Source organism: Pseudomonas fluorescens, assembly GCF_001648775.1.
GTDB classification, from domain to species: domain Bacteria; phylum Pseudomonadota; class Gammaproteobacteria; order Pseudomonadales; family Pseudomonadaceae; genus Aquipseudomonas; species Aquipseudomonas fluorescens_M.
The window spans coordinates 97,231-121,536 of sequence record NZ_LVEJ01000001.1 but is presented as its reverse complement, the minus strand read 5'-3'; the positions used below and the strand labels follow the sequence as shown (position 1 = coordinate 121,536).

At 60.2% G+C, this 24,306-nt stretch carries 24 protein-coding genes; 16 read left to right on the top strand and 8 right to left on the bottom strand.

All coding sequences use genetic code 11. The features are described 5' to 3' along the window. The gene (locus tag A8O26_RS00595) at positions 1 to 579 is read right to left on the bottom strand and encodes a DUF6436 domain-containing protein (protein WP_064116323.1); all 579 of its coding nucleotides are present in this window, start codon (positions 577 to 579) and stop codon (positions 1 to 3) included. A 99-nt stretch (positions 580 to 678) separates the two neighbouring features. Here A8O26_RS00595 and A8O26_RS00590 point away from each other — a divergent pair, with 99 nt between their 5' ends. Next, on the top strand, positions 679 to 1,626 hold the full coding sequence (locus A8O26_RS00590; protein WP_064116322.1) for an alpha/beta hydrolase: 948 nt from the start codon (positions 679 to 681) through the stop codon (positions 1,624 to 1,626). 133 nt (positions 1,627 to 1,759) lie between these two features. Here A8O26_RS00590 and A8O26_RS00585 read toward each other — a convergent pair whose 3' ends face one another. Then, positions 1,760 to 2,491: a DUF2059 domain-containing protein gene (locus tag A8O26_RS00585; protein ID WP_064116321.1), complete on the bottom strand. Its 732-nt coding sequence runs from the start codon at positions 2,489 to 2,491 to the stop codon at positions 1,760 to 1,762. Positions 2,492 to 2,599: 108 nt separating this feature from the next. On the opposite strand from A8O26_RS00585, the gene A8O26_RS00580 reads away from it, so the two are divergent. Both A8O26_RS00580 and A8O26_RS00575 read left to right on the top strand, forming a co-directional pair. Continuing rightward, complete coding sequence (locus tag A8O26_RS00580) at positions 2,600 to 3,232, top strand: 2OG-Fe(II) oxygenase (protein ID WP_007913869.1); 633 nt, start codon at positions 2,600 to 2,602, stop codon at positions 3,230 to 3,232. Position 3,233: 1 nt separating this feature from the next. Further along, positions 3,234 to 3,719, top strand: a complete 486-nt coding sequence (locus A8O26_RS00575; RefSeq protein ID WP_064116320.1) for a DUF523 domain-containing protein — start codon at positions 3,234 to 3,236, stop codon at positions 3,717 to 3,719. 224 nt (positions 3,720 to 3,943) lie between these two features. Here the strand turns inward: A8O26_RS00575 and A8O26_RS00570 are convergent, their stop codons facing one another. Next, positions 3,944 to 4,507 (bottom strand): transporter substrate-binding domain-containing protein, encoded by a 564-nt coding sequence (locus tag A8O26_RS00570; protein ID WP_064116319.1) that lies wholly within the window; start codon positions 4,505 to 4,507, stop codon positions 3,944 to 3,946. Between the two features lie 134 nt (positions 4,508 to 4,641). Between A8O26_RS00570 and A8O26_RS00565 the strand changes: the two genes are divergently transcribed. Then, positions 4,642 to 5,067: a DUF4399 domain-containing protein gene (locus A8O26_RS00565; protein ID WP_064116318.1), complete on the top strand. Its 426-nt coding sequence runs from the start codon at positions 4,642 to 4,644 to the stop codon at positions 5,065 to 5,067. A gap of 61 nt (positions 5,068 to 5,128) precedes the next feature. On the opposite strand, the gene serA is transcribed toward A8O26_RS00565, so the two are convergent. Continuing rightward, positions 5,129 to 6,358, bottom strand: coding sequence for a phosphoglycerate dehydrogenase (gene serA, locus A8O26_RS00560; protein WP_064116317.1), 1,230 nt, complete (start codon positions 6,356 to 6,358; stop codon positions 5,129 to 5,131). A 204-nt stretch (positions 6,359 to 6,562) separates the two neighbouring features. Here serA and A8O26_RS00555 point away from each other — a divergent pair, with 204 nt between their 5' ends. The 4 genes from A8O26_RS00555 (at position 6,563) to A8O26_RS00540 (ending at position 10,891) form a co-directional block, all read left to right on the top strand. Next, on the top strand, positions 6,563 to 7,957 hold the full coding sequence (locus A8O26_RS00555) for an FAD-binding oxidoreductase (protein ID WP_064116316.1): 1,395 nt from the start codon (positions 6,563 to 6,565) through the stop codon (positions 7,955 to 7,957). A 41-nt stretch (positions 7,958 to 7,998) separates the two neighbouring features. Further along, complete coding sequence (locus A8O26_RS00550) at positions 7,999 to 8,664, top strand: fumarylacetoacetate hydrolase family protein (RefSeq protein WP_008085293.1); 666 nt, start codon at positions 7,999 to 8,001, stop codon at positions 8,662 to 8,664. 268 nt (positions 8,665 to 8,932) lie between these two features. Then, the gene (locus A8O26_RS00545; RefSeq protein WP_064116315.1) at positions 8,933 to 9,856 is read left to right on the top strand and encodes an SdiA-regulated domain-containing protein; all 924 of its coding nucleotides are present in this window, start codon (positions 8,933 to 8,935) and stop codon (positions 9,854 to 9,856) included. Between the two features lie 117 nt (positions 9,857 to 9,973). Beyond that, positions 9,974 to 10,891 (top strand): SdiA-regulated domain-containing protein, encoded by a 918-nt coding sequence (locus tag A8O26_RS00540; RefSeq protein ID WP_064116314.1) that lies wholly within the window; start codon positions 9,974 to 9,976, stop codon positions 10,889 to 10,891. Between the two features lie 146 nt (positions 10,892 to 11,037). On the opposite strand, the gene rpiA is transcribed toward A8O26_RS00540, so the two are convergent. Continuing rightward, on the bottom strand, positions 11,038 to 11,712 hold the full coding sequence (rpiA, locus tag A8O26_RS00535) for a ribose-5-phosphate isomerase RpiA (RefSeq protein WP_007913886.1): 675 nt from the start codon (positions 11,710 to 11,712) through the stop codon (positions 11,038 to 11,040). 147 nt (positions 11,713 to 11,859) lie between these two features. Between rpiA and ilvA the strand changes: the two genes are divergently transcribed. Next, positions 11,860 to 13,374: a threonine ammonia-lyase, biosynthetic gene (gene ilvA / locus A8O26_RS00530; RefSeq protein WP_064116313.1), complete on the top strand. Its 1,515-nt coding sequence runs from the start codon at positions 11,860 to 11,862 to the stop codon at positions 13,372 to 13,374. Between the two features lie 40 nt (positions 13,375 to 13,414). Next, positions 13,415 to 13,828: a DUF2269 family protein gene (locus A8O26_RS00525; RefSeq protein WP_064116312.1), complete on the top strand. Its 414-nt coding sequence runs from the start codon at positions 13,415 to 13,417 to the stop codon at positions 13,826 to 13,828. A 105-nt stretch (positions 13,829 to 13,933) separates the two neighbouring features. On the opposite strand, the gene A8O26_RS00520 is transcribed toward A8O26_RS00525, so the two are convergent. Beyond that, on the bottom strand, positions 13,934 to 14,590 hold the full coding sequence (locus A8O26_RS00520) for an HAD family hydrolase (protein WP_064116311.1): 657 nt from the start codon (positions 14,588 to 14,590) through the stop codon (positions 13,934 to 13,936). Positions 14,591 to 14,733: 143 nt separating this feature from the next. Here A8O26_RS00520 and A8O26_RS00515 point away from each other — a divergent pair, with 143 nt between their 5' ends. Both A8O26_RS00515 and ptsP read left to right on the top strand, forming a co-directional pair. Continuing rightward, positions 14,734 to 15,213 carry an RNA pyrophosphohydrolase gene (locus A8O26_RS00515; protein ID WP_003229203.1) on the top strand — a complete coding sequence of 160 codons (480 nt, stop codon included), beginning with the start codon at positions 14,734 to 14,736 and terminating at the stop codon, positions 15,211 to 15,213. Between the two features lie 22 nt (positions 15,214 to 15,235). Continuing rightward, positions 15,236 to 17,515, top strand: a complete 2,280-nt coding sequence (ptsP, locus tag A8O26_RS00510) for a phosphoenolpyruvate--protein phosphotransferase (RefSeq protein ID WP_064116310.1) — start codon at positions 15,236 to 15,238, stop codon at positions 17,513 to 17,515. 232 nt (positions 17,516 to 17,747) lie between these two features. Here the strand turns inward: ptsP and A8O26_RS00505 are convergent, their stop codons facing one another. Then, positions 17,748 to 18,494 (bottom strand): NRDE family protein, encoded by a 747-nt coding sequence (locus tag A8O26_RS00505; RefSeq protein WP_064116309.1) that lies wholly within the window; start codon positions 18,492 to 18,494, stop codon positions 17,748 to 17,750. Positions 18,495 to 18,626: 132 nt separating this feature from the next. On the opposite strand from A8O26_RS00505, the gene A8O26_RS00500 reads away from it, so the two are divergent. From A8O26_RS00500 to A8O26_RS00490, 3 genes are all read left to right on the top strand, one after another. After that, a complete protein-coding gene (locus tag A8O26_RS00500; protein WP_064116308.1) occupies positions 18,627 to 19,409 on the top strand; it encodes a sulfite exporter TauE/SafE family protein in 783 nt (260 codons plus the stop codon). A gap of 79 nt (positions 19,410 to 19,488) precedes the next feature. Then, positions 19,489 to 20,304: a prolipoprotein diacylglyceryl transferase gene (gene lgt / locus A8O26_RS00495; protein WP_064116307.1), complete on the top strand. Its 816-nt coding sequence runs from the start codon at positions 19,489 to 19,491 to the stop codon at positions 20,302 to 20,304. 50 nt (positions 20,305 to 20,354) lie between these two features. Next, on the top strand, positions 20,355 to 21,326 hold the full coding sequence (locus A8O26_RS00490) for a thymidylate synthase (RefSeq protein WP_064116306.1): 972 nt from the start codon (positions 20,355 to 20,357) through the stop codon (positions 21,324 to 21,326). 125 nt (positions 21,327 to 21,451) lie between these two features. Here the strand turns inward: A8O26_RS00490 and cadR are convergent, their stop codons facing one another. Next, positions 21,452 to 21,901: a Cd(II)/Pb(II)-responsive transcriptional regulator gene (gene cadR / locus A8O26_RS00485; protein ID WP_064116305.1), complete on the bottom strand. Its 450-nt coding sequence runs from the start codon at positions 21,899 to 21,901 to the stop codon at positions 21,452 to 21,454. 84 nt (positions 21,902 to 21,985) lie between these two features. Here cadR and A8O26_RS00480 point away from each other — a divergent pair, with 84 nt between their 5' ends. Next, positions 21,986 to 24,295 carry a heavy metal translocating P-type ATPase gene (locus tag A8O26_RS00480; protein WP_064116304.1) on the top strand — a complete coding sequence of 770 codons (2,310 nt, stop codon included), beginning with the start codon at positions 21,986 to 21,988 and terminating at the stop codon, positions 24,293 to 24,295. The last annotated feature ends 11 nt before the right edge of the window (positions 24,296 to 24,306 follow it).

The window sequence follows — 24,306 nt, the reverse complement described above, 5'->3', positions numbered from 1 at the left end:
TTACTGCGCCTCCACCGGCCACGGGCAGTAACAACCGACCGCCAGGGTGTGCGTGGCATTGACCGGGCGATCTTGCGTCAGGGCATTCAAAATCGGTTCGATGAAGCTGTTGCTGGAGTTGCAGGTCAGGCCTTCGCTGTACGGGCCGAAGTACGCCAGCTTGCCGCTGCGGTCCCAGATCGCCACGGCCGGGCTGGCGGGCACCTGTTCGGAACCGGGCAATATCGTGATGGTTTTCAGGCTGCTGAGGGTCGCGGGCAACTGGCCGTGGCTGCCAGCCTTCTGCACGGCGAAGAACTCAACGCCTTTGGCGCTGAACTGCTCGACCATCTCGGTCAGATGCTGTTGGTTGCCGACATTGCACGGGCAAGCCGGGTCCCAGAAATGCACCAGACGGATCTTGCCGGGACCGGCGAGATTGTCCGGCAGGCGCAGCGGATCACCGGAAAACACTGCCGTGTGTTCGCTGAACGCGCGCAGATAACGCCCCTGAAACCAGTCGTACGCCGCCCACAGCACCCCGGCGCAAATCAGCGCGAGCAGGCTGGCAAACAGTGCGGTGCGGTAGGGCGAACGCATGGTTTTCGATCCTCGAAAGGTCGGCTAGCTTGCCATGTCTGCCACGACAGATGAATATCGCAGGCCGATAAAGTCTGTTTACCGCTTTGGAATTTCCGCATGCCTGCCACTTTCGACCCCGATCAAATCCGCGCCAGCCTCAAGCCTTTGGCCGAGTGGCAGCCGTTGTCGGACGAGGCGAAGGCGTACCAGCAGTTTTATCAAACCGATTTTCCCCATCGCGATGTCTGGCGTGGCATGGGCCGTTTCGAGGTCGATGGCTATGAAGTGGTCAGCCATTGCTGGTGGCCGGAGAAGGTCAAAGCCACGCTGTTTCTGCTGCACGGTTATTACGATCACGTCGGGCTTTACCGGCATGTGATCGAGTGGGCGCTGGATCAGGATTTTGCGGTGATTGCCTGCGATCTGCCGGGGCATGGCCTGTCGAGCGGGCCGCGCGCAAGCATCCGCGATTTCTCCGAGTACCAGGACGTCCTGCAAGCCTTGTTCGCCGAGGCACAGTCGATCGCGCTGCCGCAGCCGTGGCATCTGTGCGGACAGAGCACCGGCGGGGCGATTGTGGTCGATCACCTGCTCAACCATGGCGAAAACAGCCCGGCGCAGGGTCAGGTGATTTTGATGGCGCCGCTGGTGCGGCCAAGGGCGTGGGGCTGGTCGCAGCTGAGTTATTACCTGCTCAGGCCTTTCGTTCGGGGTGTCGCGCGACGCTTCAGCGAGAACTCCAACGATCCGGATTTCCTGCCGTTTCTGCAGGCCGATCCGTTGCAGCCGCGACGCTTGCCAACCAAGTGGGTAGGCGCGCTGTCACGCTGGATCATCCGCGTCGAGCACGCGAAAAAAAGCCCGCGACGGCCGCTGATCATTCAGGGGCAGGCGGACATGACGGTGGACTGGCAGCACAATTTGCAAGTGATGAAGTGGAAGTTCGACCGGCCGCAGATTTTGCTGCTGGCCGAGGCGCGGCATCATCTGGCGAATGAGACGGCGGAGATGCGGGAGGAGTATTTCGAATTCTTGAGCAAGCGGATCAGGGGCAGGAATCTGTAGCGTCTGTGAGGGCCTCTTCGCGAGCAGGCTCGCTCCCACAGGGGATTGGGGATGTTCACAAATTTTGTGTTCGCTGAAGATCCAAATGTGGGAGCGAGCCTGCTCGCGAAGGCGGCCGGTCAGGCGCTAAAGATCATTGCCCGACCGCCAACCCCGCCCGAATCGCCGCCAGCGCCGCCTGATAGTAGGCCTTGCCCTCAGCCGACTCGGCAAACGTTGCAAACTCTTCCAGCTCTTCATCCGACAGATCGCGATAAACGTAGAGCAGCGTGTTGTTGATGTCCGCGCCAATCTGATCCATCAAACGCTGGCGCTGACCGTTGAGCATGCCTTGCGCCTGACCGCCACCGAGCAGCCCCGGAATCATCGAACTCAAACTGTCCGCCGCGACGCCGGCAATCGCCAGACTCACTTCGGCGCCGGCTTCACGGGCAGGCAAGGCTTGCGCGAGGTGGCCGATGATCAGCAGGCGGCTGTCGCTGACCTGCATCTTCGGCAGACCCTTGGCATTCTTTGCCAGTTGATCGCGGCGGGTCGCGAGCAATTCCGCGGCAACAATTTTCTTGCCCAATGGCGATTGAAAAAAGGTCAGGGCCGGTTTCGGGTCGGCGAGGTTCTGCCGCAGTTGTGCTTCGGCACGTTGATCCACGGCCTGCGGGGCGAAGCGCTGGTTGCTGTTGTTCACCAACGCTTGAAACACGGCAGGCGGCAGGCTGTTTTGATAGCGCTGCTGCGCGGCACTCAGGGCGTCATTGAAATGCGCACGTTGATCTGGCCAGCCGGCGACCTTGTACAACTGATCGTGGCCGTCCGCCCAGGCGGGCAACACGCAGAACATCAACAGTGAAAAAAGCAAACGGCGCATAGGGACTCCTGTCAGCAGCGGACTATTCTCCGTGCGGTGCCGGTACTTGTCGAGAATTCGTAGCAAGCCGCCGCGTGGCTCTGTCGGATTTCTTGCCGCCGACATACTATGCGCGCCATGCAAATATCCTCTGAGCACCCACTGCTGTTACGCATTGTCGACGATCTGGCCGAACACGGCTGGTCGCAGCAGAACATATTCCTGCCCGCCGGTTTGACCCGCGAGCTGGCGGCCGAGTGCCGCAAACGTGAGGCCGAGGGTGAACTGGCGCCGGCGGCGGTCGGTCGTGGGCCGTTTTCAGAGATTCGCGAGGGCATTCGCGGCGACCACATCCAATGGATCGACCCGGGCCAGGCCGAGGCCAGCGACCGTTATCTGAACCTCATGGAGAGCCTGCGCGAGGCGCTCAACCGTGGCTTGTTCCTCGGTCTTGAAGACTTCGAGTGCCATTTCGCGCTGTACCCGCCGGGTGCGTTTTATCGCCGACATGTCGACCGTTTTCGTGACGATGACAAGCGCATGGTCTCGGTGGTGGTCTATCTCAACGACGCGTGGCTGCCGGAGGACGGTGGTCAGTTGCGTATGTACCTGAACGACGAGCGCGTGCACGACGTGCAGCCCACCGGCGGTTGTCTGGTGGTGTTCCTTTCCGGCGAAGTGCCGCACGAAGTGCTGCCGGCGAACCGCGAGCGCCTGTCGCTGACCGGCTGGTTCCGCCGCCGTGGCAACGAGCCGTTCTGAGATGGACAGGATTCTGGTCAGCCGTTGCCTGTTGGGCCACCGCGTGCGTTACGACGGTGGCGCGAGCGGGCCGTTTGATGTGCTTGAACAGTGGATTGCCGAAGGGCGGGTGGTGCCGTTGTGTCCGGAGGTCGCGGGCGGGTTGCCGACGCCACGGGCGGCGGCGGAGATTCCCGGAGGGCAGGGCGGTGACGTGCTGGATGGTGTCGCTGCGGTGATTACTACCGATGGCGAGGATGTCAGTGCGCAGTTTCTCGACGGTGCGCGGCAGGCGTTGGCGCTGGTGCAGAAGCATGGCATTCGGGTGGCGGTGCTTAAGGCCAACAGTCCTTCTTGCGGGAATCTGCTGACGTATGACGGGACGTTCAGTGGCGTCAAAGTCAGTGGCGAGGGCGTGACGGCTGCGTTGCTCAAGCGCCATGGTGTGCAGGTATTCAGCGAGCTTGAACTGCCGCAGGCTGCGGTGGCTCTGGCGGGTTTGGAATGATCCGGAATCGTTGCCCTCACCCCAGCCCTCTCCCCGAGGGAGAGGGGGCCGACCGAGTTGTCCGGCGTCCTGCATCGACCTGAAAAACCTTTTCGACTATTGATTCAACACAGTCATGACCAGTCGATTTCGGATTCGGTACATCCATTTCAGGTCGGCGTATTTCTTCAGCATCCCCCAATCAGTCCCCTCTCCCTCTGGGAGAGGGCTAGGGTGAGGGGCTTTTAAGGCTTCAACCACTTCTCGGTCAACGCCGCCAAACGCCCATCCGCCCTGATCCGCTGCATCGCACTCGCAAGGCTGGCCTGAAACGCCGGATTACCCTTCTGAAACGGAATCGCCAAATCCACCGCTTCCGCCGCTTTCGGCTTCTCTTCAGTCAACGCCTGCACCAGCACCATCGGTTGTGGCTGTTCATCCTTTTTCGCCAGCAGCTGTGAGTCGACCTTGCCGTAAGGCTCGCTGACGTCGAAACGATCCTTGAGTTCGGGTGTCAGTGCTATGTGGTTGAGCGCAACGTCGTACTTGCCGCTTTCTACGCCTTGGAGCAGGTCCGCTTCGTCGGTGACGATGAAGTCGGCGCGCACATCCAGTTCCTTGGCCAGCAGTTGCCCAAGCTCGACCTCGAACCCTGTGAGGGTATCGCCATCCTTGAAATTGAAGGGCGGTGTATTAGCCTCAAGGGCTATGCGCAGCTCACCACGGTCGTTGACGTCATCAATCAGTTCGGCGTGAGCCAAAGGGCTCAAAAGGGGTAGCAGGCAGATCAGGCCAGGCAGAAAACGCATGGTCACTCCTTTGAAATCATTATCGCGGCCTGTGTTTCTGGCGCGCTTTGCTATGGTTGTCGAGTGCCTTCGACAACGAATGGTCATGAAGTTGTCATGACCGTGCGGATTTTACGGAAAAACTGGAGAAGAAAATGAAAAGCTTTATGTCACGTGCAGCGTTGGCGGGTGTGCTGATGGGCGTTTCGGTGCTGGCCAGTGCGGCTACTCCGGCCCCCAAAGGCGCCGAAGTGTTCATCGTTTCTCCCGAGGACGGGGCCACGGTTTCGCAGACCTTCACCGTCAAGTTCGGTACCAAGGACGTCGCGCTGGCACCGGCCGGTGACGTCACCGCCAACACCGGTCACCACCATCTGCTGATCGACGCCAAGGAAATCGTTCCGGCCGGCGCTGTGGTGCCGACTGACGCCAACCACATGCACTTCGGCAAGGCGCAGACCTTCGCTGAAATCAAACTGGCCCCGGGCAAGCACACCTTGCAACTGGAGCTGGGTGACAAGAATCACATGGCGTTCGACCCGCCAATCGTCTCGAAGAAAATCACCATCAACGTCGAATAACCTTTCGCCGTGCATGAAAAAGGGAGCCCGAAGGCTCCCTTTTTTCTCGCTCAACGCTAAATCAGAACAAAACGCGGCTACGGATAGTGCCGTTGATGTGCTGCAGCTTCTCTTGCGCCAGATCCGAGTACTCGGCGTCGACGTCGATCACCACGTAGCCAACCTTCTCGTTGGTCTGCAGGAACTGACCGGAGATGTTGATGCCGTTTTCGGCGAAGACCTTGTTGATCTCGCTCATCACACCCGGGATGTTCTCGTGGATGTGCAGCAGGCGGTGCTTGCCAGGGTGAGCCGGCAGGGCCACTTCCGGGAAGTTCACCGACGAAACCGAGGTACCGTTGTCGCTGTACTTGACCAGTTTCTCTGCCACTTCCAGACCGATGTTGGCTTGCGCTTCGGCGGTCGAACCACCGATGTGCGGGGTCAGGATGACGTTGTCGAGGCCACGCAGCGGGCTTTCGAACTCTTCGTCGTTGGAGCGTGGCTCCACCGGGAATACGTCGATGGCTGCGCCGATCAGGTGCTTGTCCTTGATCGCGTCCGCCAGGGCGTCCAGCTCGACCACGGTGCCGCGCGCCGCATTGATCAGGATGCCGCCCTTCTTGATGGCGCGGATTTCCTTCTCGCCGATCATCCACTGGGTCGCAGCGGTTTCCGGAACGTGCAGGGTGACGATGTCGGACATGCCCAGCAGTTCGTGCAGGTTGCCGACCTGAGTGGCGTTGCCCAGCGGCAGTTTGGTCACGGTGTCGTAGAAGAACACCTGCATGCCCAGACCTTCAGCCAGAACCGACAGCTGAGTACCGATCGAACCGTAGCCGACGATGCCGAGTTTCTTGCCACGGATCTCGAAGGAGTTGGCTGCGGATTTGATCCAGCCGCCACGGTGGCAGGACGCGTTTTTCTCCGGGATGCCGCGCAGCAGCAGGATCGCTTCGGCCAGCACCAGCTCGGCAACGGAGCGAGTGTTGGAGTACGGCGCGTTGAACACGGCGATACCGCGCTCGCGGGCAGCACTCAGGTCAACCTGGTTGGTGCCGATGCAGAAACAGCCGACCGCTACCAGCTTCTTCGCGTGATCGAAGATCTCTTCGGTCAGTTGCGTGCGCGAACGAATGCCGATGAAGTGAGCGTCAGCGATCTTTTCCTTGAGCTGGGCTTCCGGCAAGGAACCAGTCAGGTATTCGATGCTGGTGTAGCCCGCCGCCTTGAGGACGTCGACAGCCGATTGGTGGACGCCTTCGAGAAGAAGGAACTTGATCTTGCTCTTATCGAGAGAAGTCTTGCTCATCTGCGTAAACCTGTATCCCGGAGAAAAATGGCAGGAAATGGTCAACAGACGCTGACCCGGACGACAAGAAAGTCGTCTCCGCGGATCTGGCCTTGGGCACTGTCCTGCGGGGTCGATATGCTAGCATAGCCTCCCCGCTAAACACTCATTCCTGCGACGTGAAGCGTTCTCAGGATGACCATGAATTGTTCGAGAGTTCTGTCGATGACCAATCCTGCCCTGATTGATGAACTGAAGACCCTGGTCGAGCCTGGCAAGGTCCTGACCGACGCCGACTCCCTGAATGCGTACGGCAAGGATTGGACCAAGCATTTCGCCCCGGCGCCCAGCGCCATCGTGTTTCCCAAGACCATCGAGCAGGTGCAGGCCGTGGTCCGCTGGGCCAACACGCACAAGGTTGCGCTGGTGCCATCGGGCGGGCGCACCGGGCTTTCCGCCGCTGCCGTGGCCGCGAATGGCGAAGTGGTCGTGTCGTTCGACTACATGAATCAGATTCTCGACGTGAACCTCACTGACCGCACCGCCGTTTGTCAGCCGGGCGTGGTCACCGAGCATTTGCAGAACGTCGCCGAAGAAAAAGGCCTGTATTACCCGGTCGATTTCGCCTCGGCAGGTTCCAGCCAGATTGGCGGCAATATCGGCACCAATGCCGGCGGGATCAAAGTGATTCGCTACGGCATGACCCGCAACTGGGTCGCCGGCATGAAAGTCGTCACCGGCAAGGGCGATGTGCTGGAGCTGAACAAAGACCTGATCAAGAACGCCACCGGTTACGACCTGCGTCAGCTGTTCATTGGCGCTGAAGGCACCCTCGGTTTCGTTGTCGAGGCGACCATGCGTCTCGATCGTGCGCCGAAAAACCTCACCGCGATGGTTCTCGGCACCGCCGATTTCGACTCGATCATGCCAGTGCTGCACGCTTTCCAGGGCAAGCTCGACCTGACCGCCTTCGAATTCTTCTCCGACAAGGCCCTGGCGAAAGTCATGGGCCGTGGCGACGTACCGGCGCCGTTCGAAACCGATTGCCCGTTCTATGCCTTGCTGGAATTCGAAGCGACCACCGAAGAAGTGGCCAACAGCGCGCTGGAAACCTTCGAGCATTGCGTCGAGCAGGGCTGGGTGCTGGACGGCGTGATGAGCCAGAGCGAAACCCAACTGCAGAATCTGTGGAAACTGCGCGAGTACATCTCCGAGACCATTTCGCACTGGACGCCGTACAAGAACGACATCTCGGTCACCGTGTCGAAAGTGCCGGCGTTCCTGAAGGAAATCGACGCGATCGTCGGCGAACACTATCCGGACTTCGAAATCGTCTGGTTCGGCCACATCGGCGACGGCAACCTGCACCTAAACATCCTCAAGCCGGATAACCTGAGCAAGGACGAGTTCTTCGCCAAGTGCGCGACCGTCAACAAGTGGGTGTTCGAAACCGTCGAGAAGTACAACGGTTCGATTTCCGCTGAACATGGCGTCGGCATGACCAAGCGCGATTACTTGACCTACAGCCGTTCCCCGGTCGAGATCGAGTACATGAAAGCGGTGAAAGCGGTGTTCGACCCGAACGGCATCATGAACCCGGGCAAGATTTTCGCAGTTTGATCGGCAATCTTTGATGAATCAATGAAGGCAGGAGTCGGTAAATGAGCTATCAGCACCAGTACGTCGACGGCACGCGCATCCACTTCCCGATCGGGAAAGTCGTGTGCATTGGCCGCAATTACGCCGAACACGCCAAGGAACTGGACAACCCGGTGCCTACCGAGCCGTTGCTGTTCATCAAGCCGGGCAGTTGCGTGGTCGAGCTGGAAGGCGGTTTCGCCATTCCGACCGAGCGCGGTTCGGTGCACTACGAAGCGGAAATCGCCGTGTTGATCGGCAAGCCGCTGTCGACCAAGCCGAGCCGTGAAGAAGTGCTCGATGCCATTTCCGGTTTCGCCCCGGCGCTGGACCTGACCCTGCGCGACAAGCAGGCCGAGCTGAAAGCCAAGGGCCTGCCGTGGGAAATCGCCAAGTCGTTCGACGGCGCGGCGGTAATCGCCCCGTTCGTGGTTGGCAGCACCTTTGCTGACCTGACTGACATCGGCATTCGCCTGACCATCAACGGCGAAGTGCGTCAGGACGGTAATAGCAGTGCGATGCTCAACCCGATCGTGCCGATGATCCAGCACATGGCCGGCTGCTTCTCGCTGCAGGCCGGCGACGTGATCCTCACCGGCACGCCGGTGGGCGTTGGCCCGCTGAACGTTGGCGATGACATCGTCCTCGAACTGGTCGGCGCGAGCAGCTTCACCAGCAGCGTGCGCTAACCGCCACGCCGCAAATCACCTGTGGGAGCGAGCTTGCTCGCGAAAGCATTTTGTCAGTCAACAAAGATGTCGACTGACACTCTGCCTTCGCGAGCAAGCTCGCTCCCACATTGTTTTGTGCTGCCCTGCAGACCGCTGGCAGTGCAGGGCAATCCCGCCATTTGCCGTTTTTTTCACATCCTGTACGGATAATTCCTCTCATTCTGGCGTCTGAGCCGGCCTCTTTGTGCTATTACCCATAGCCTGAATTTTCGGAACGCGTCCATCGATGTCATCTCAAACTCAGCTCAAACCCACTCGCCGTTCACGTTTCGCCCTGCGTTGGTATGTCTGGCTCTTGTTGGTGGTTGCCGCCGCCTATGCCTTGGCGTTTGCCATGCATTGGGATGATCGCGGTGTGCTTTGGCTGCAGGAACGCTTTGAAAGCCAGGCCGAGCAGAAAGAGAGCATCTGGCTGCCGGACTATCGGGTGGTGATCGATGCCAAGCCGCTAAAAGGGATGGAAAAGGACGAGGCTTCCGATCTGTCGTACAACCCGCAGACCAAAACGCTGTTTTCGGTGATGGGTAAAAATCCGTTTCTCGCTGAGCTGACGTTGCAGGGCGAGGTACTGCGCAAGATGCCGCTGGTGGGCTGGAGCAATCCGGAAGGCCTGACCGTCATGGAAAACGGCCTGATGGCGATTGTCGACGAGCGCCAGCACATGCTGTCGATCGTCAAGGTCGACGCCGACACCCGCGAATTGAACATCGCCGACTTCCCGAAATACGATCTCGGCCCGTCGAAAGACCAGAACAAAGCCTTCGAAGCGATCACCTGGGACTCGCACAACCAGCAATTGCTGTTGGGCGAAGAGCGTCCACCGGCGCTGTTCACCTGGAAAAGCGATGGCAGCCAGACCCTCAAGGGTGACAAGCAAAAACTTGCCAGTGATGAACTGGATATTCGCAACCTCTCGGCCTTGGCGATTGATCCGCGTACCCGCCATACGCTGGTGTTGTCCGCTGATTCGCACCTGCTGCTGGAACTGGACGAGAAGGGCGAACAGGTCAGCTTCATGACCCTGCTTGGTGGCTTCAATGGCCTGAAGAACACCATCCCCCGCGCCGAAGGCGTGACCATGGACGAGGCGGGCACGCTGTACATGGTCAGCGAACCCAATCTGTTCTACCGCTTCGAAAAACAGAAATAACGGTCCTCGCGGCAATTTCAGACAAGTCTGATTGTCCTGACAGGCAAGTGGCCATTAAGCTTCAGTTCAGACAGGCGTGATATTTCATCCGCCTGTCTTGATCCCGAGCCCGCCCGAATGCGTCGACTTGCCCGTCCCAAGCCTCTGATTATCCTCCTGTCGGTGATTGCCCTGATCGCGTTGATTGTGATCGGCCAATACATGCGCCTGTTCGAGCGCGCCTGGTTCAATCTGCACACGTTGTGGCAGCCGCTGAGCAGTCAATCCATTGCGTTGGACCAGTATCGAGTGGAGATCGAGGCGCGGGTGATTGATGGGCTGGACGATGATGTTTCGGCGCTGACTTTCGATCCGGTGCGTAAAAGCCTGTTCACCGTGACCAACAAGAATTCCGAACTGGTCGAACTGTCGCTCGACGGCAAGATTCTGCGGCGCATTGCCCTGATTGGGTTTGGCGATCCGGAAGCGGTCGAATACATCAGCGCCGACACTTACGTGATCACTGACGAGCGCCAGCAGCGGCTGATCAAGATTCACCTGGAAGCAGACACCACCTTCCTCGACGCGGCGGACGCCGAGCAGATGACCCTCGGCGTGCACATGGCCGGCAACAAGGGTTTCGAAGGCTTGGCGTACGACTCGGTGGGCAAGCGCCTGTTTGTCGCGAAAGAGCGCAACCCGATGCTGATCTACGAAGTCCACGGTTTTCCGCACTTCAATCCGGAGAAGTCCTACGCGGTGCACGTGATCAACGATCCCAAGCGTGACGCCGGGATGTTTGTGCGCGATCTGTCGAGTTTGCAGTACGACGAGCGCAGCGGCCATTTACTGGCGCTGTCGGATGAGTCGCGGTTGATTCTGGAGCTGGATGTCGACGGGCGGCCGTTGAGCACGATGTCCATCAGTGGCGGGCGGCAGGGTTTGAAGAAAACCGTGCCGCAGGCGGAAGGCATTGCGATGGATGATGACGGGACGCTGTATCTGGTGAGTGAGCCGAACCTGTTTTACGTCTTCAAAAAGCCAACACCGAACTAATCAACACCACAAAATACTGTGGGAGCGAGCTTGCTCGCGAAGGCGTCTGATCAGTCAACATCTGCATCGACCGATCTACCGCCTTCGCGAGCAGGCTCGCTCCCACAGGTTTATTTGTCTGCCGACAAATGTGTGGATGACTGGATTTACTCAGCCTTAAGGGTTTTCACGCCTTCGCTGGTGCCCAGCAACAGCAAGTCCGCCGGACGCGCCGCGAACAGGCCATTGGTGACCACGCCGACGATCGCATTGATCTGCGCTTCCAGTTCCACCGGGTTGGTGATTTGCAGGTTGAACACGTCGAGGATGATGTTGCCGTTGTCGGTCAGCACGCCTTCGCGGTACACCGGGTCGCCGCCCAGTTTCACCAGTTGGCGGGCGACGTGGCTGCGGGCCATCGGGATCACTTCGACCGGCAGCGGGAATTCGCCGAGCACCGGCACCAGTTTGCTGGCGTCGGCGATGCAGATGAAGGTCTTGGCCACGGCGGCAACGATCTTCTCGCGGGTCAGTGCGGCGCCGCCGCCCTTGATCAGGTTCAGGTGCGCGTCGCTTTCGTCGGCGCCATCGACGTAGAACTCCAGGTCGCTGACGGTGTTCAGCTCATACACCGGAATCCCGTGGCCCTTGAGGCGCGCGGCGGTGGCTTCAGAACTGGCGACCGCGCCATCGAATGCGCCCTTGTGCTGAGCCAGTGCGTCGATGAAGCAGTTGGCAGTGGAGCCGGTGCCGACCCCGACGATGCTCTTGTCGTCGAGTTTCGGAAGGATGAAGTCGACGGCGGCCTGAGCCACTGCCTGTTTGAGTTGATCCTGGGTCATGCGGGCTCCGGAAGCGGGCAAGGTGAGAACGGAAAGGCCGGCATTATAGCCGCAAGCGTGGCTAAAACCTCTGGATTCGTGTGGTCGCCCGGGCAAAAGCCGGGTTAGACTCCTCGGTCCCGCTCAACCGCTCAGTGATGCTTTCCGATGCTCGAACAGTACGTCAAAAAGATCCTCACCTCGCGCGTTTATGACGTTGCCGTAGAAACCCCGCTGCAGAACGCTCGCCAGCTCTCCGAGCGGCTGGGCAATGACATTTGGCTCAAGCGCGAAGACTTGCAGCCAGTGTTCTCGTTCAAGATTCGCGGCGCCTACAACAAGCTGACGCAACTGAGCGATGAAGAACGCGCCCGTGGCGTGGTCACCGCGTCGGCGGGCAACCATGCGCAGGGCCTGGCCCTGGCGGCGAAAGTACTGGGCGTCAAAGCCACCATCGTCATGCCCAAGACCACTCCGGAAATCAAAGTTGAAGGCGTGCGTTCGCGCGGCGGCAAAGTGGTGCTGCACGGGGATTCGTTCCCGGAAGCCCTGGCCTACTCGCTGAAACTGGTCGATGAAAAAGGCTACGTTTACATCCACCCGTACGACGATCCGCACACCATTGCCGGGCAGGGCACGGTGGCGATGGAAATTCTGCGCCAGCACCCGCAGCCGCTGGACGCGATTTTCGTCCCGGTAGGCGGCGGCGGCCTGATCGCCGGTATCGCCGCGTACGTGAAATACCTGCGCCCGGACATCAAAGTCATCGGCGTCGAGCCGGACGACTCCAACTGCCTGCAAGCCGCGATGGCCGCCGGTGAGCGTGTCGTATTGCCGACCGTGGGCATCTTTGCCGACGGCGTGGCCGTGGCGCAGATCGGCCAGCACACCTTCGACATCTGCAAAGACTATGTCGATGAAGTGATCACCGTCAGCACCGACGAGATCTGTGCGGCCATCAAAGATATCTACGACGATACCCGCTCGATCACCGAACCTGCCGGTGCTTTGGGTGTGGCCGGTATCAAGAAGTACGTCGAGCAACGCGGCGTCAGCGGACAGACCTTCGTCGCCATCGATTCCGGGGCCAACGTCAACTTTGACCGCTTGCGTCATGTCGCCGAGCGCGCCGAACTGGGTGAAGGCCGCGAAGCGATCATCGCCGTGACCATTCCCGAGAAGGCCGGCAGCTTCAAGGCGTTCTGCGAAGCCATCGGCAAGCGCCAGATCACTGAATTCAACTACCGCTACAACACCGGCAGCGAAGCGCACATCTTCGTTGGCGTGCAGACGCACCCGGAAAACGATCCGCGCAGTGCGTTGCTGACGAGCCTCACCGAGCAGGGTTTCCCGGTGCTCGACCTGACCGACAACGAACTGGCCAAGCTGCACATCCGCCACATGGTCGGCGGGCACGCGGCGCACGTGATTGATGAAGTGGTGTTCCGCTTTGAGTTCCCGGAGCGTCCGGGTGCGCTGTTCAACTTCCTTAATAAGCTGGGTGGGCGCTGGAACATCTCGATGTTCCACTACCGCAACCACGGCGCCGCCGATGGCCGCGTGGTCGCGGGCCTGCAAGTGCCGCACGACGAGCGTCATCTGGTGCCGGCAGCCCTTGAGGAAATCGGCTACCCATACTGGGACGAAAGCGAGAACCCGGCCTATCAGCTGTTTCTCGGCTGAACGGCTACGCTGATGGGCATGGCCCAAGGAAGAGAAATTCATGGAAACCCTGACCACCCTGAAAGTACTTCACGTCGCGGCAACCGTGATCATACTCGCGAGCGGGCTGGGGCTTGCCGCTCTGACGTGGCGTAATCGCAGCGAAGGGCCGGCCAGCACGATGCAACGTCCCTGGTTGTTTATCTGGTGTCTGATGCTGATCGGTATGCTGAGCATGCCTTTCACCGGCTGGTGGTTGGTGCACCTGATCGGCTGGCCACTGGGGCAGTTCTGGATTCTGGGTTCCAGCGTGATCTATGCCGTGGCCACGTTGAGTGCAGTGTGGCTGTTGGTGCGGCTTAATCGGCTGTGGACTAGCGGGGTTGGTAACTGGAAATTCAATCTGGCCCTGGCGATTGTCAGCGGCATCGGATTTCTCGCCATTGCCGGGTTGATGGGGGCCAAGCCGGTTTAAGGCTTGAGACCGAGTTGCCCTCATTCGCGAGCAAGCTCGCTCCCACATTGGATCTGTGTGGTTCACAAATACCCTGTGGGAGCGAGCCTGCTCGCGAAGGCGATTTCAGTCGCGCAGACTAATCACCGGCCAGCCACGCTTCTCGGCTTCGGCGCGCAGATTCGGGTCCGGATCGACCGCGACCGGATTCGCCACCTGCTCCAGCAGCGGCAAATCATTCATCGAATCGCTATAGAAATAGCTGTCGTCCAGCGAATACCCGGTCTCTTCCAGCCAACGGTTCAGGCGCGTTACCTTGCCTTCACGGAAGCACGGAATATCAGTGCTGCGCCCGCTGTAACGGCCATCGACCATCTCGCACTCGGTAGCGATCAGGGTTTCAACGCCCAGACGCACAGCGATTGGCGCCGTCACGAAGCGGTTGGTCGCGGTGATGATCACCAGTTTGTCGCCGGCGTCGCGGTGTTTTTTCAGCAGGTCCAGCGCCTGCGGCAGCACGATCGGCTCGATGCAGTCGCGCATGTAATCGTTGTGCCATTGCTCGAGCACGGCCATTTCGGTGCGGCCGAGGATCTCCAGGCAGAAGTTCAGGTAAGCGGCGTTATCCAGTTTGCCGGCCAGGTAATCCTGATAGAACTCGTCGTTGCGCGCTTTGTACGCAATCGGGTCGAGGAAGCCGCGTTCACACAGATAGTCGCCCCAGGCGTGATCGCTGTCGCCGCCCAGAAGGGTGTTGTCCAAATCGAAGAGTGCCAGGCGCATTGCAGTTACCCACTGATAAGTCTGTAAAAAGGCAACAAGAATACGGTCTTTTCACAAGAGTGCACATAAGGTAGGAAGCTTCGTTGCCGCCTTATCAACCTTTGTGGAACAATGCGGCGACATGCGTTTGCGAGGTTGTGCCCGTGATCGACCCCGATGGTTTCCGCCCCAATGTCGGGATCATTCTGACGAATGACGCCGGCCAGGTGCTATGGGCTCGCCGTATCAATCAAGATGCCTGGCAGTTTCCGCAAGGGGGAATCAACCCTGAAGAGACGCCGGAAGACGCCTTGTACCGCGAGCTGAACGAAGAAGTTGGCCTGGAACGTGAAGATGTTGAAATACTGGCCTGTACTCGGGGCTGGTTGCGCTATCGTTTGCCGCAACGTCTGGTGCGTACGCACAGCCAACCGCTGTGCATCGGCCAGAAACAGAAATGGTTTCTCCTGCGCCTGATCTCCAACGAGCAGCGGGTGCGGATGGATTTGACCGGTAAACCGGAGTTCGATGGCTGGCGCTGGGTCAGCTATTGGTATCCGTTGGGCCAGGTGGTGACATTCAAGCGCGAGGTGTATCGCCGCGCCCTCAAAGAGCTTGCCCCGCGCCTTTTAGCGCGCGACTGACGACGGAGTTCGACCCCGAGCCATGCTCAATACGCTGCGCAAGATCGTCCAGGAAGTTAACTCCGCCAAGGATCTCAAGGCGGCGTTGGGGATTATTGTGTTGCGCGTCAAAGAGGCCATGGGCAGCCAGGTCTGCTCGGTCTACCTGCTTGATCCCGAGACCAACCGCTTCGTCCTGATGGCCACCGAGGGCTTGAACAAGCGCTCGATCGGCAAGGTCAGCATGGCACCCAACGAAGGTCTGGTCGGCCTGGTCGGCACGCGTGAAGAACCCCTGAACCTCGAAAACGCTGCGGATCACCCGCGCTATCGCTACTTCGCCGAAACCGGTGAAGAGCGCTACGCCTCGTTCCTCGGTGCACCGATCATTCACCACCGCCGCGTCGTCGGCGTGTTGGTCATCCAGCAAAAAGAACGCCGCCAGTTCGATGAAGGTGAAGAAGCCTTTCTCGTGACCATGAGCGCGCAGCTCGCCGGCGTAATCGCCCACGCCGAGGCCACCGGTTCGATCCGTGGTCTGGGTCGTCAGGGCAAAGGCATTCAGGAAGCCAAGTTCGTCGGCGTACCGGGTTCGCCGGGTGCAGCGGTCGGTACGGCGGTGGTCATGTTGCCACCGGCCGATCTCGACGTGGTGCCCGATAAAAACATCACCGACATCGACGCTGAGCTGGCGCTGTTCAAGACCGCCATCGAAGGCGTGCGCGCCGACATGCGGGCGTTGTCCGCCAAGCTGGCGACGCAGCTGCGTCCGGAAGAGCGCGCGCTGTTCGACGTCTACCTGATGATGCTCGACGATGCCTCGCTGGGCAGCGAAATCACCACCGTGATCAAGACTGGCCAGTGGGCCCAGGGCGCGCTGCGTCAGGTGGTCACGGAACACGTCAACCGTTTCGAACTGATGGACGACGCCTATCTGCGTGAGCGTGCATCGGACGTCAAAGACCTCGGTCGCCGCCTGCTCGCCTACTTGCAGGAAGAGCGCCAGCAGAACCTGGTCTACCCGGAAAAAACCATTCTGGTCAGCGAAGAACTGACGCCGGCCATGCTCGGCGAGGTGCCGGAAGGCACGCTGGTCGGTCTGGTGTCGGTGCTCGGCTCGGGTAACTCGCACGTCGCGATCCTCGCCCGGGCGATGGGCATTCCGACGGTGATGGGTCTGGTCGACCTGCCGTACGCCAAGGTCGACGGTATCGAAATGATCGTCGACGGCACACGCGGCGAGGTTTACACCAACCCGAGCGAAGTGCTGCGCAAACAGTTCGCCGAAGTCGTCGAAGAAGAGAAACAACTGGCGCTGGGCCTCGACACCCTGCGCGACCTGCCGTGCGTGACCCTCGATGGCCACCGCATGCCGTTGTGGGTCAACACCGGCCTGCTGGCCGATGTGGCAAGGGCGCAGAAGCGTGGTGCCGAAGGTGTCGGCCTGTACCGCACCGAAGTGCCGTTCATGATCAACCAGCGCTTCCCGAGCGAGAAGGAGCAACTGGCGATCTACCGTGAGCAGCTCGCCGCGTTCCACCCGCAACCGGTGACCATGCGCAGCCTCGACATCGGCGGTGACAAGTCGCTGTCGTACTTCCCGATCAAGGAAGACAACCCGTTCCTCGGCTGGCGCGGCATTCGCGTGACCCTCGACCACCCGGAAATCTTCCTGGTGCAAACCCGCGCGATGCTCAAGGCCAGCGAAGGCCTGAACAACCTGCGGATTCTGCTGCCGATGATCTCCGGCACCCACGAACTCGAAGAAGCCCTGCACCTGATCCACCGGGCCTGGGGCGAAGTGCGCGACGAAGGCACCGATGTGCCGATGCCGCCGATTGGCGTGATGATCGAGATTCCAGCGGCGGTGTACCAGACCAAGGAACTGGCGCGGATGGTCGACTTCCTGTCCGTCGGCTCCAACGACTTGACCCAGTATCTGCTGGCGGTCGACCGCAACAACCCGCGTGTTGCCGATCTCTACGACTACCTGCACCCGGCGGTGCTGCAAGCGCTGCAAACCGTGGTGCGCGATGCCCATGCCGAAGGCAAACCGGTGAGTATCTGCGGCGAGATGGCCGGTGATCCGGCAGCGGCAGTGCTGTTGATGGCGATGGGTTTTGACAGCCTGTCGATGAACGCCACCAACCTGCCGAAGGTGAAGTGGATGTTGCGGCAGGTCAATCTGAGCAAGGCCAAGGAGTTGTTGGCTGAGCTGATGACCATCGATAACCCGCAAGTTATCCACAGCTCGCTGCAATTGGCGCTGAAGAACCTTGGGTTGTCGAAGATCAATCCGCCAGCGGTCGTCAAGGCCCTCTGAAGATCAAAAGCCCCTCACCCTAACCCTCTCCCAAAGGGAGAGGGGACTGATTGGGGGTTGCTGCAGAACTCCGCCGACTTGAAAGTGCTGTGCTGAATCCATGATCGACCCGCACCGAGTGAAGGTGCTGCTGAGTCCATAATCGACTCGGTTTTTCAGGTCGATGTACGGCTCAAGACACCGCGGTCGGCCCCCTCTCCCTCTGGGAGAGGGCTGGGGTGAGGGTTGGCTCTTAAGCTGATATCTCCACCTCGCCCAAATGCCCGCCATACGGCCCAAAACTCCGCTCCACCATCCGCCGCGTCCCGTCCGCCTGCACAATCAACGCCGTACTCGCCCGCGTCCCATAACTCTGGCTGGCAATAAACACACTCGACAACAATGACTCCGTCGCCAAACCCACCCCGGTATCCGGCAGCTCGGCAAACGGCGCCGTTTGCGCATCACTCAATAACGCCAACAGCTGCGCAGGCGTCGGATCATCCAGCACCGCATTCAACGCAGCCCTGGCCTTGAGCAGTTTCGGCCACGGCGTATCCAGCCCGGCATTGGATAGCCCGTAAACGCCGGCCGCGAGCATCACCGGCTCCGACATCCGCGCATTGAAATGCCACAGCTCATGGCTATTACCCAGCAGCAGATTGAACCCGGCATATTCCGGCGCACGCCCGACCACATCGTTCAAATAATCATCAATTGACGATTCGCCGGTCAGAAACCGCGCCACCAGCTCACCCCGCGATTTGCGCGCCGGCGGCTGATGCGGATCACGAATATTGGTCAGCGCAGCAAAGCGCCCGTTGGCGCCGATTCCCAGCCAAGTCCCGCCAGCCTCAAGATCACGTCCGGCATGCACATGCGGCGCCTCCGGCCACTGCGCCAGTGGCAGGCTCGGCCGAGCGTAGAACTCGTCACGGTTGGCCGCGACGATCAGCGGCCGGGCATGGCCCGGGCGCCAGGCGAAAACGATCAGGCACATAAGGTGGTCCTTGTGTGTTTTTTGCTCACTCTACGCATCCCGCGTCCGTGCATCCATCGCCAGTGGAGCCAAAGGGTGTGCATCCGTTACCATGCCGCTCCGGTTTTGCGGATGCGGTCTGGGGAGACGGTCATGGAATTTCTGCTCTATCTGGCGCTGGGCGCCTGTGCGGGCGTGCTGGCCGGGCTGTTCGGGGTTGGCGGCGGGATCATTATCGTCCCGGTGCTGGTGTTCAGTTTTACCTTGCAGGGCTTTGATCAGTCGATCCTCACCCATCTGGCGGTCGGCACGTCGCTGGCGACGATCATCTTCACCTCGGTCAACGCCGTACGAGAGCATCACCGACGCGGCGCGGTGCGCTGGCCGATCTTCAGGTGGATGGCCGTCGGCATTCTGCTCGGTGCAGGTTTCGGTGCGTTGACCGCTGAGGCAATTTCCGGGCCTCACCTGCAAAAGATTATCGGCGTATTCGCTTTGATCATCTCGGTGCAACTGGCGCTGGACATCAAACCCAAGGCCAGCCGAACGGTGCCGGGTAAACTCGGTCTGACCGTGGCCGGCAGCATCATTGGTTGGGCCTCGGCGATTTTTGGCGTCGGTGGTGGTTCGTTGACCGTGCCGTTCCTGACCTGGCGCAGCGTGCCGATGCAGCAAGCGGTGGCGACTTCGTCGGCCTGCGGTCTGCCAATCGCGCTGGTCAGTGCATTAAGTTTCATGATTCTGGGGTGGCACGATCCGTTGTTGCCGCCGCATAGTCTCGGTTTTGTGTATTTGCCGGCGCTGTTGGGCATCGCCCTGACCAGCATGGTCTTCGCCCGCATCGGCGCGCGTTTGGCGCATCGGTTGTCGCCGCGCTTGCTGAAACGGCTGTTCGCCGCTTTGCTGTTCAGCGTGGGTTTGAGCTTCCTGCTTTAACCGCGTCGCAATCCTGGCTTAATCCTGAGGTGGCAGCGTCGCCCGGGAATTTTGGTTTCAACTCTAACGAGGAGTCGCAATGCTGCCTTACCCGCAGATCGACCCGGTGGCCCTGGCCATCGGTCCGCTGAAAATCCACTGGTACGGTCTCATGTACCTCGTCGGCATCGGCGGTGCGTGGCTGCTGGCATCAAGCCGGCTCAACCGTTTCGACCCGACCTGGACCAAGGAGAAACTCTCCGATCTGGTGTTCTGGCTATCGATGGGCGTGATCGTCGGCGGACGTCTGGGCTATGTGCTGTTCTACGATCTGAGCGCCTACCTGGCCAACCCGACGCTGATTTTCGAAGTGTGGAAGGGCGGCATGTCGTTCCACGGCGGTTTCATCGGCGTGATGCTCGCGGCCTTGTGGTTCGGCAAGCGCAACGGCAAGTCGTTCTTCCAGTTGATGGACTTCGTTGCACCAATGGTGCCGATCGGTCTGGGCGCCGGGCGTATCGGTAACTTCATCAACGCCGAGCTGTGGGGCAAGGCCACCGACGTGCCGTGGGCCATGGTCTTCCCGCCATTCAGCGATCCGGCGCAGCTGCCGCGTCACCCGTCGCAGCTGTATCAGTTCGCGCTCGAAGGCGTGGCGTTGTTCCTGATCCTGTGGATTTTCTCGCGCAAACCGCGTCCGACCATGGCCGTGTCGGGCATGTTCGCGCTGTTCTATGGCATCTTCCGTTTCATCGTCGAATTCGTCCGCGTGCCGGATGCGCAGCTGGGCTACTTGGCGTGGAACTGGCTGACCATGGGCCAGGTGCTCTGCGTGCCGATGATCGTCGGCGGGCTGTTCCTGATCTGGCTGGCCTATCGTCGCGCGCCGGCAGCACCGCTCGCACCGACGGCTTAAACTACGAACCCCGGCGCGCGACGCCGGGGCTCAAAGGACACAGGTAACTCATGAAGCAATATCTCGAACTGGTCTCGCACGTCATTCAGAACGGCACCAAGCAAGCCAACCGCACCGGCATCAACACCATCAGTTTCCCGGGGGCGATGCTGCGTTTCGATCTGCAGGAAGGTTTTCCGGCGATCACCACGCGCAAAATGGCCTTCAAATCGGCCATCGGCGAGATGTGCGGGTTTCTCCGTGGCGTGAACAATGCCGCTGAATTCCGTGCGCTGGGCTGCAAGGTCTGGGACCAGAACGCCAACGAAAACGCGCAGTGGCTGGCCAACCCGTTCCGTCAGGGCGACGACGACCTCGGCGAAATCTACGGCGTGCAATGGCGCAAATGGCCGGCGTACAAGCAGATCCCGCTGAGCAACAGCGCTGCCATCGAACAAACCCTGAGCAACGGCTACAAGCAGATCGCTCAGGGCGAAGAAGACGGCCAGGCTTACGTGGTGCTGTACAAAGCCATCGATCAGGTGCGTCAGTGCGTCGACACGATCATCAACGATCCGGGCAGCCGCCGCATTCTGTTCCACGGCTGGAACGTCGCGCAGCTGGATGAAATGGCCCTGCCGCCGTGCCATCTGTTGTACCAGTTCCACCCGAATGTCGAGACCAAAGAGATTTCTCTGACCCTCTACATCCGCTCCAACGATCTGGGCCTGGGCACGCCGTTCAACCTCACCGAAGGTGCCGCGCTGCTGAGCCTGATCGGTCGCCTGACCGGCTACACGCCGCGCTGGTTCACCTATTTCATCGGAGATGCGCACGTCTACGAGAACCATCTGGACATGCTCAACGAACAGCTCAAGCGCGAGCCGTTCGCCATGCCTAAGCTGAAGATCTCCGACCGCGTGCCGGAGTTTGCCAAGACGGGCGTGTATCAGCCGGAATGGCTGGAGCTGGTCGAGCCGAGCGATTTTTCGCTGGAAGGTTATGAGCACCACGCGCCAATGACCGCGCCAATGGCGGTCTGACAAGTAGTACGCACCCCCCTGTGGGAGCGAGCTTGCTCGCGAAAGCGGAGTGTCAGTTGATAGAAGTGTCGACTGAACCACCGCTTTCGCGAGCAAGCTCGCTCCCACAGTGTTTTGTGTTGGGCTCAATGGCCGTGGCTGCGGCCTACGTGGGAGTGTTCGACTTCGGTCGCGACAACCCCGCCACTCACTTCCAGCCGCTGCAAAATCCCGCACTGCTCCGCATCCGGTCCTTCGCCACAGCGTTGGCGCAAGTCGAGCAGTTGTGTCTGCAACGCCAACAACCCATCAATCCGCGCCTTCACATGCTGGATATGTTCGTCGATCAACGCATTCACGCTTTCGCATTGATCCTGCGGGCTGTCGCGCAAGGTCAGCAAACTGCGAATCTCTTCGAGGGTCATGTCGAGGGTGCGGCAGTTGCGGATGAAGGTCAGGCGTTCGGCGTGGGCCTGGGTGTAGACGCGGTAGTTGCCGTCGCTGCGGGCCGGCTCCGGCAACAGGTTTTCGCGCTCGTAGTAACGGATGGTTTCCACGGCGCAATCGGTCAGTTTGGCCAGTTCTCCGATCTTCATGACGACAATCTCCAAAAGGGTGCTTGACCCTATAGTGGCTACAGGGTCTTTACTTGGCAACAGGCACCTTCATGGACGCGACCAATGAGCGATTCCCAGCACACCCATAAGCCCGGCGACGGCCACGATCACAGTCATAAATTGCAGCCTGTGCATAAGCATTCCCATGGCGGCGACTCTTGCTGTGGGTCGAAAGTCGCAGCACCGGCACCGGTTCATGCGCACGAAGACTCCTGCTGCTCGTCGACAGCTGCCGCGCCTGCGTTGGTGCAACTGAGCGAAAAGACCAGCGCCGATGCGCGGCTGAGCAGTTTCCGTATCGAGGCGATGGACTGCCCGACTGAGCAGACGTTGATCCAGAACAAACTCGGCAAACTCGCCGGTGTGCAGCAACTGGAATTCAATCTGATCAACCGTGTACTCGGCGTGACTCACAATCTGCCGGGTACCGAGCCGATCACCGAGGCGATCAAATCCCTCGGCATGCACGCTGAGCCGCTGGAGGCGGGCGTCGATGCGCCAGCCCCGGCGCCAGTGAAAAAACATTGGTGGCCGTTGGCATTGTCCGGTGTCGGCGCACTTGCCGCCGAAGTCATCCACTTCACCAACGCCGCGCCGACCTGGGTGGTCGCGATCATCGCGCTGGTGTCGATCCTCAGCGGTGGCCTGAGCACTTACAAAAAGGGCTGGATCGCCCTGAAGAACCGCAACCTCAACATCAACGCGCTGATGAGCATCGCCGTCACCGGTGCCATCCTCATCGGCCAGTGGCCGGAAGCGGCGATGGTGATGTTCCTGTTCACCGTCGCCGAGCTGATCGAAGCACGTTCGCTGGACCGCGCGCGCAATGCGATCAGCGGTTTGATGCAGATGACGCCGGAGCAAGCCACGGTGTTGCAGGCTGACGGCAGCTGGATTGAACAGGATGTGAAAAGCGTCGAACTCGGCGCCCGCGTACGAGTGAAACCCGGCGAGCGCATTGCGTTGGACGGTGAAGTGGTCAGTGGCAGTTCAACCATCGATCAGGCGCCGATCACCGGGGAAAGCCTGCCGGTGGAAAAAACCGTCGGCGACAAAGTCTTCGCCGGCACCATCAACCAGGCCGGTTCGTTGGAATACGCGGTCACCGCCGCAGCGAATAACTCGACCCTGGCGCGGATCATCCACGCCGTCGAACAGGCTCAAGGCGCGCGCGCACCGACTCAGCGCTTCGTCGATCAGTTCTCGAAAATCTACACGCCTGTGGTGTTCGTGTTTGCCTTGGCCGTGGCGATCATTCCTCCGCTGTTCATGGGCGCCGTGTGGTTCGACTGGATCTACCGCGCGCTGGTGTTGCTGGTGGTCGCGTGCCCATGTGCACTGGTGATTTCGACGCCGGTGACTATCGTCAGTGGCCTCGCCGCTGCCGCGCGCAAAGGCATTCTGGTCAAGGGCGGCGTGTACCTGGAAGGCGGTTTCAAGCTCGATTATCTGGCGCTGGATAAAACCGGCACGATCACCCACGGCAAACCGGTGCAGACCGATTACCTGTCCCTCGACGCGACGGCGGACGCCACGGCACCGGCCATCGCCGCTGCGTTGGCCGGTCGCTCCGATCACCCGGTGTCGTTGGCCATCGCCAATGCCGCTGTGGATAAAAACTTCGCAGCTTTGATTGTGGATAACTTCGAAGCGCTGGGCGGGCGTGGCGTCAAAGGCGAAATCAACGGCCAGACCTACCACTTGGGCAACCATCGTCTGGTTGAAGAACTGGGCCTGTGCTCGCCGGCACTGGAAGAAAAACTCTTCGCGCTGGAGAAACAGGGCAAATCCGTGGTGCTGCTGCTCGACAGCTCCGGCCCGCTGGCACTGTTCGCCGTGGCCGATACCGTCAAGGAAACCAGCCGCGAAGCGATCCGTCAGTTGCATGAACTCGGGGTGAAAACCCTGATGCTCACCGGCGACAACGTCCACACCGCCCAGGCGATTGCCGCGCAGGTTGGCATCGACGAAGCGCGTGGCGACTTGCTGCCGACCGACAAGCTGCAAGCCATCGAAGACCTTTATGCACAGGGCCGGCGAGTCGGTATGGTCGGCGATGGCATCAATGACGCCCCGGCACTGGCCCGTGCAGAGATCGGTTTCGCCATGGCTGCCGCAGGCACCGATACCGCGATCGAAACTGCCGATGTCGCCCTGATGGACGACGATCTGCGCAAGATCCCGGCGTTTATCAGCTTGTCGCGCAACACCGCGAGCATTCTGAAACAGAACATCGCGCTGGCCTTGGTGATCAAAGCGATCTTTCTTGCGGTAACCTTTGCCGGACTCGCCACCATGTGGATGGCGGTGTTCGCCGACATGGGCGTGAGTCTGTTGGTGGTGTTCAACGGTTTGCGCCTGCTGCGCAAATAGAGTGAGGAACG

What these genes read in the sequence shown, in the direction of transcription:
- A8O26_RS00565 (WP_064116318.1), top strand. Translation starts at nt 4,642, where the DNA reads ATGAAAAGCTTTATGTCACGTGCAGCGTTGGCGGGTGTGCTGATGGGC.
- A8O26_RS00570 (WP_064116319.1), bottom strand. Translation starts at nt 4,507, where the DNA reads ATGCGTTTTCTGCCTGGCCTGATCTGCCTGCTACCCCTTTTGAGCCCT.
- A8O26_RS00500 (WP_064116308.1), top strand. Translation starts at nt 18,627, where the DNA reads ATGGAATTTCTGCTCTATCTGGCGCTGGGCGCCTGTGCGGGCGTGCTG.
- A8O26_RS00480 (WP_064116304.1), top strand. Translation starts at nt 21,986, where the DNA reads ATGAGCGATTCCCAGCACACCCATAAGCCCGGCGACGGCCACGATCAC.
- cadR (WP_064116305.1), bottom strand. Translation starts at nt 21,901, where the DNA reads ATGAAGATCGGAGAACTGGCCAAACTGACCGATTGCGCCGTGGAAACC.
- A8O26_RS00540 (WP_064116314.1), top strand. Translation starts at nt 9,974, where the DNA reads ATGCGTCGACTTGCCCGTCCCAAGCCTCTGATTATCCTCCTGTCGGTG.
- ilvA (WP_064116313.1), top strand. Translation starts at nt 11,860, where the DNA reads ATGCTCGAACAGTACGTCAAAAAGATCCTCACCTCGCGCGTTTATGAC.
- lgt (WP_064116307.1), top strand. Translation starts at nt 19,489, where the DNA reads ATGCTGCCTTACCCGCAGATCGACCCGGTGGCCCTGGCCATCGGTCCG.
- A8O26_RS00490 (WP_064116306.1), top strand. Translation starts at nt 20,355, where the DNA reads ATGAAGCAATATCTCGAACTGGTCTCGCACGTCATTCAGAACGGCACC.
- A8O26_RS00595 (WP_064116323.1), bottom strand. Translation starts at nt 579, where the DNA reads ATGCGTTCGCCCTACCGCACCGCACTGTTTGCCAGCCTGCTCGCGCTG.
- A8O26_RS00525 (WP_064116312.1), top strand. Translation starts at nt 13,415, where the DNA reads ATGGAAACCCTGACCACCCTGAAAGTACTTCACGTCGCGGCAACCGTG.
- A8O26_RS00580 (WP_007913869.1), top strand. Translation starts at nt 2,600, where the DNA reads ATGCGCGCCATGCAAATATCCTCTGAGCACCCACTGCTGTTACGCATT.
- A8O26_RS00575 (WP_064116320.1), top strand. Translation starts at nt 3,234, where the DNA reads ATGGACAGGATTCTGGTCAGCCGTTGCCTGTTGGGCCACCGCGTGCGT.
- A8O26_RS00505 (WP_064116309.1), bottom strand. Translation starts at nt 18,494, where the DNA reads ATGTGCCTGATCGTTTTCGCCTGGCGCCCGGGCCATGCCCGGCCGCTG.
- serA (WP_064116317.1), bottom strand. Translation starts at nt 6,358, where the DNA reads ATGAGCAAGACTTCTCTCGATAAGAGCAAGATCAAGTTCCTTCTTCTC.
- A8O26_RS00550 (WP_008085293.1), top strand. Translation starts at nt 7,999, where the DNA reads ATGAGCTATCAGCACCAGTACGTCGACGGCACGCGCATCCACTTCCCG.
- A8O26_RS00585 (WP_064116321.1), bottom strand. Translation starts at nt 2,491, where the DNA reads ATGCGCCGTTTGCTTTTTTCACTGTTGATGTTCTGCGTGTTGCCCGCC.
- rpiA (WP_007913886.1), bottom strand. Translation starts at nt 11,712, where the DNA reads ATGACCCAGGATCAACTCAAACAGGCAGTGGCTCAGGCCGCCGTCGAC.
- A8O26_RS00520 (WP_064116311.1), bottom strand. Translation starts at nt 14,590, where the DNA reads ATGCGCCTGGCACTCTTCGATTTGGACAACACCCTTCTGGGCGGCGAC.
- A8O26_RS00555 (WP_064116316.1), top strand. Translation starts at nt 6,563, where the DNA reads ATGACCAATCCTGCCCTGATTGATGAACTGAAGACCCTGGTCGAGCCT.
- A8O26_RS00590 (WP_064116322.1), top strand. Translation starts at nt 679, where the DNA reads ATGCCTGCCACTTTCGACCCCGATCAAATCCGCGCCAGCCTCAAGCCT.
- A8O26_RS00545 (WP_064116315.1), top strand. Translation starts at nt 8,933, where the DNA reads ATGTCATCTCAAACTCAGCTCAAACCCACTCGCCGTTCACGTTTCGCC.
- ptsP (WP_064116310.1), top strand. Translation starts at nt 15,236, where the DNA reads ATGCTCAATACGCTGCGCAAGATCGTCCAGGAAGTTAACTCCGCCAAG.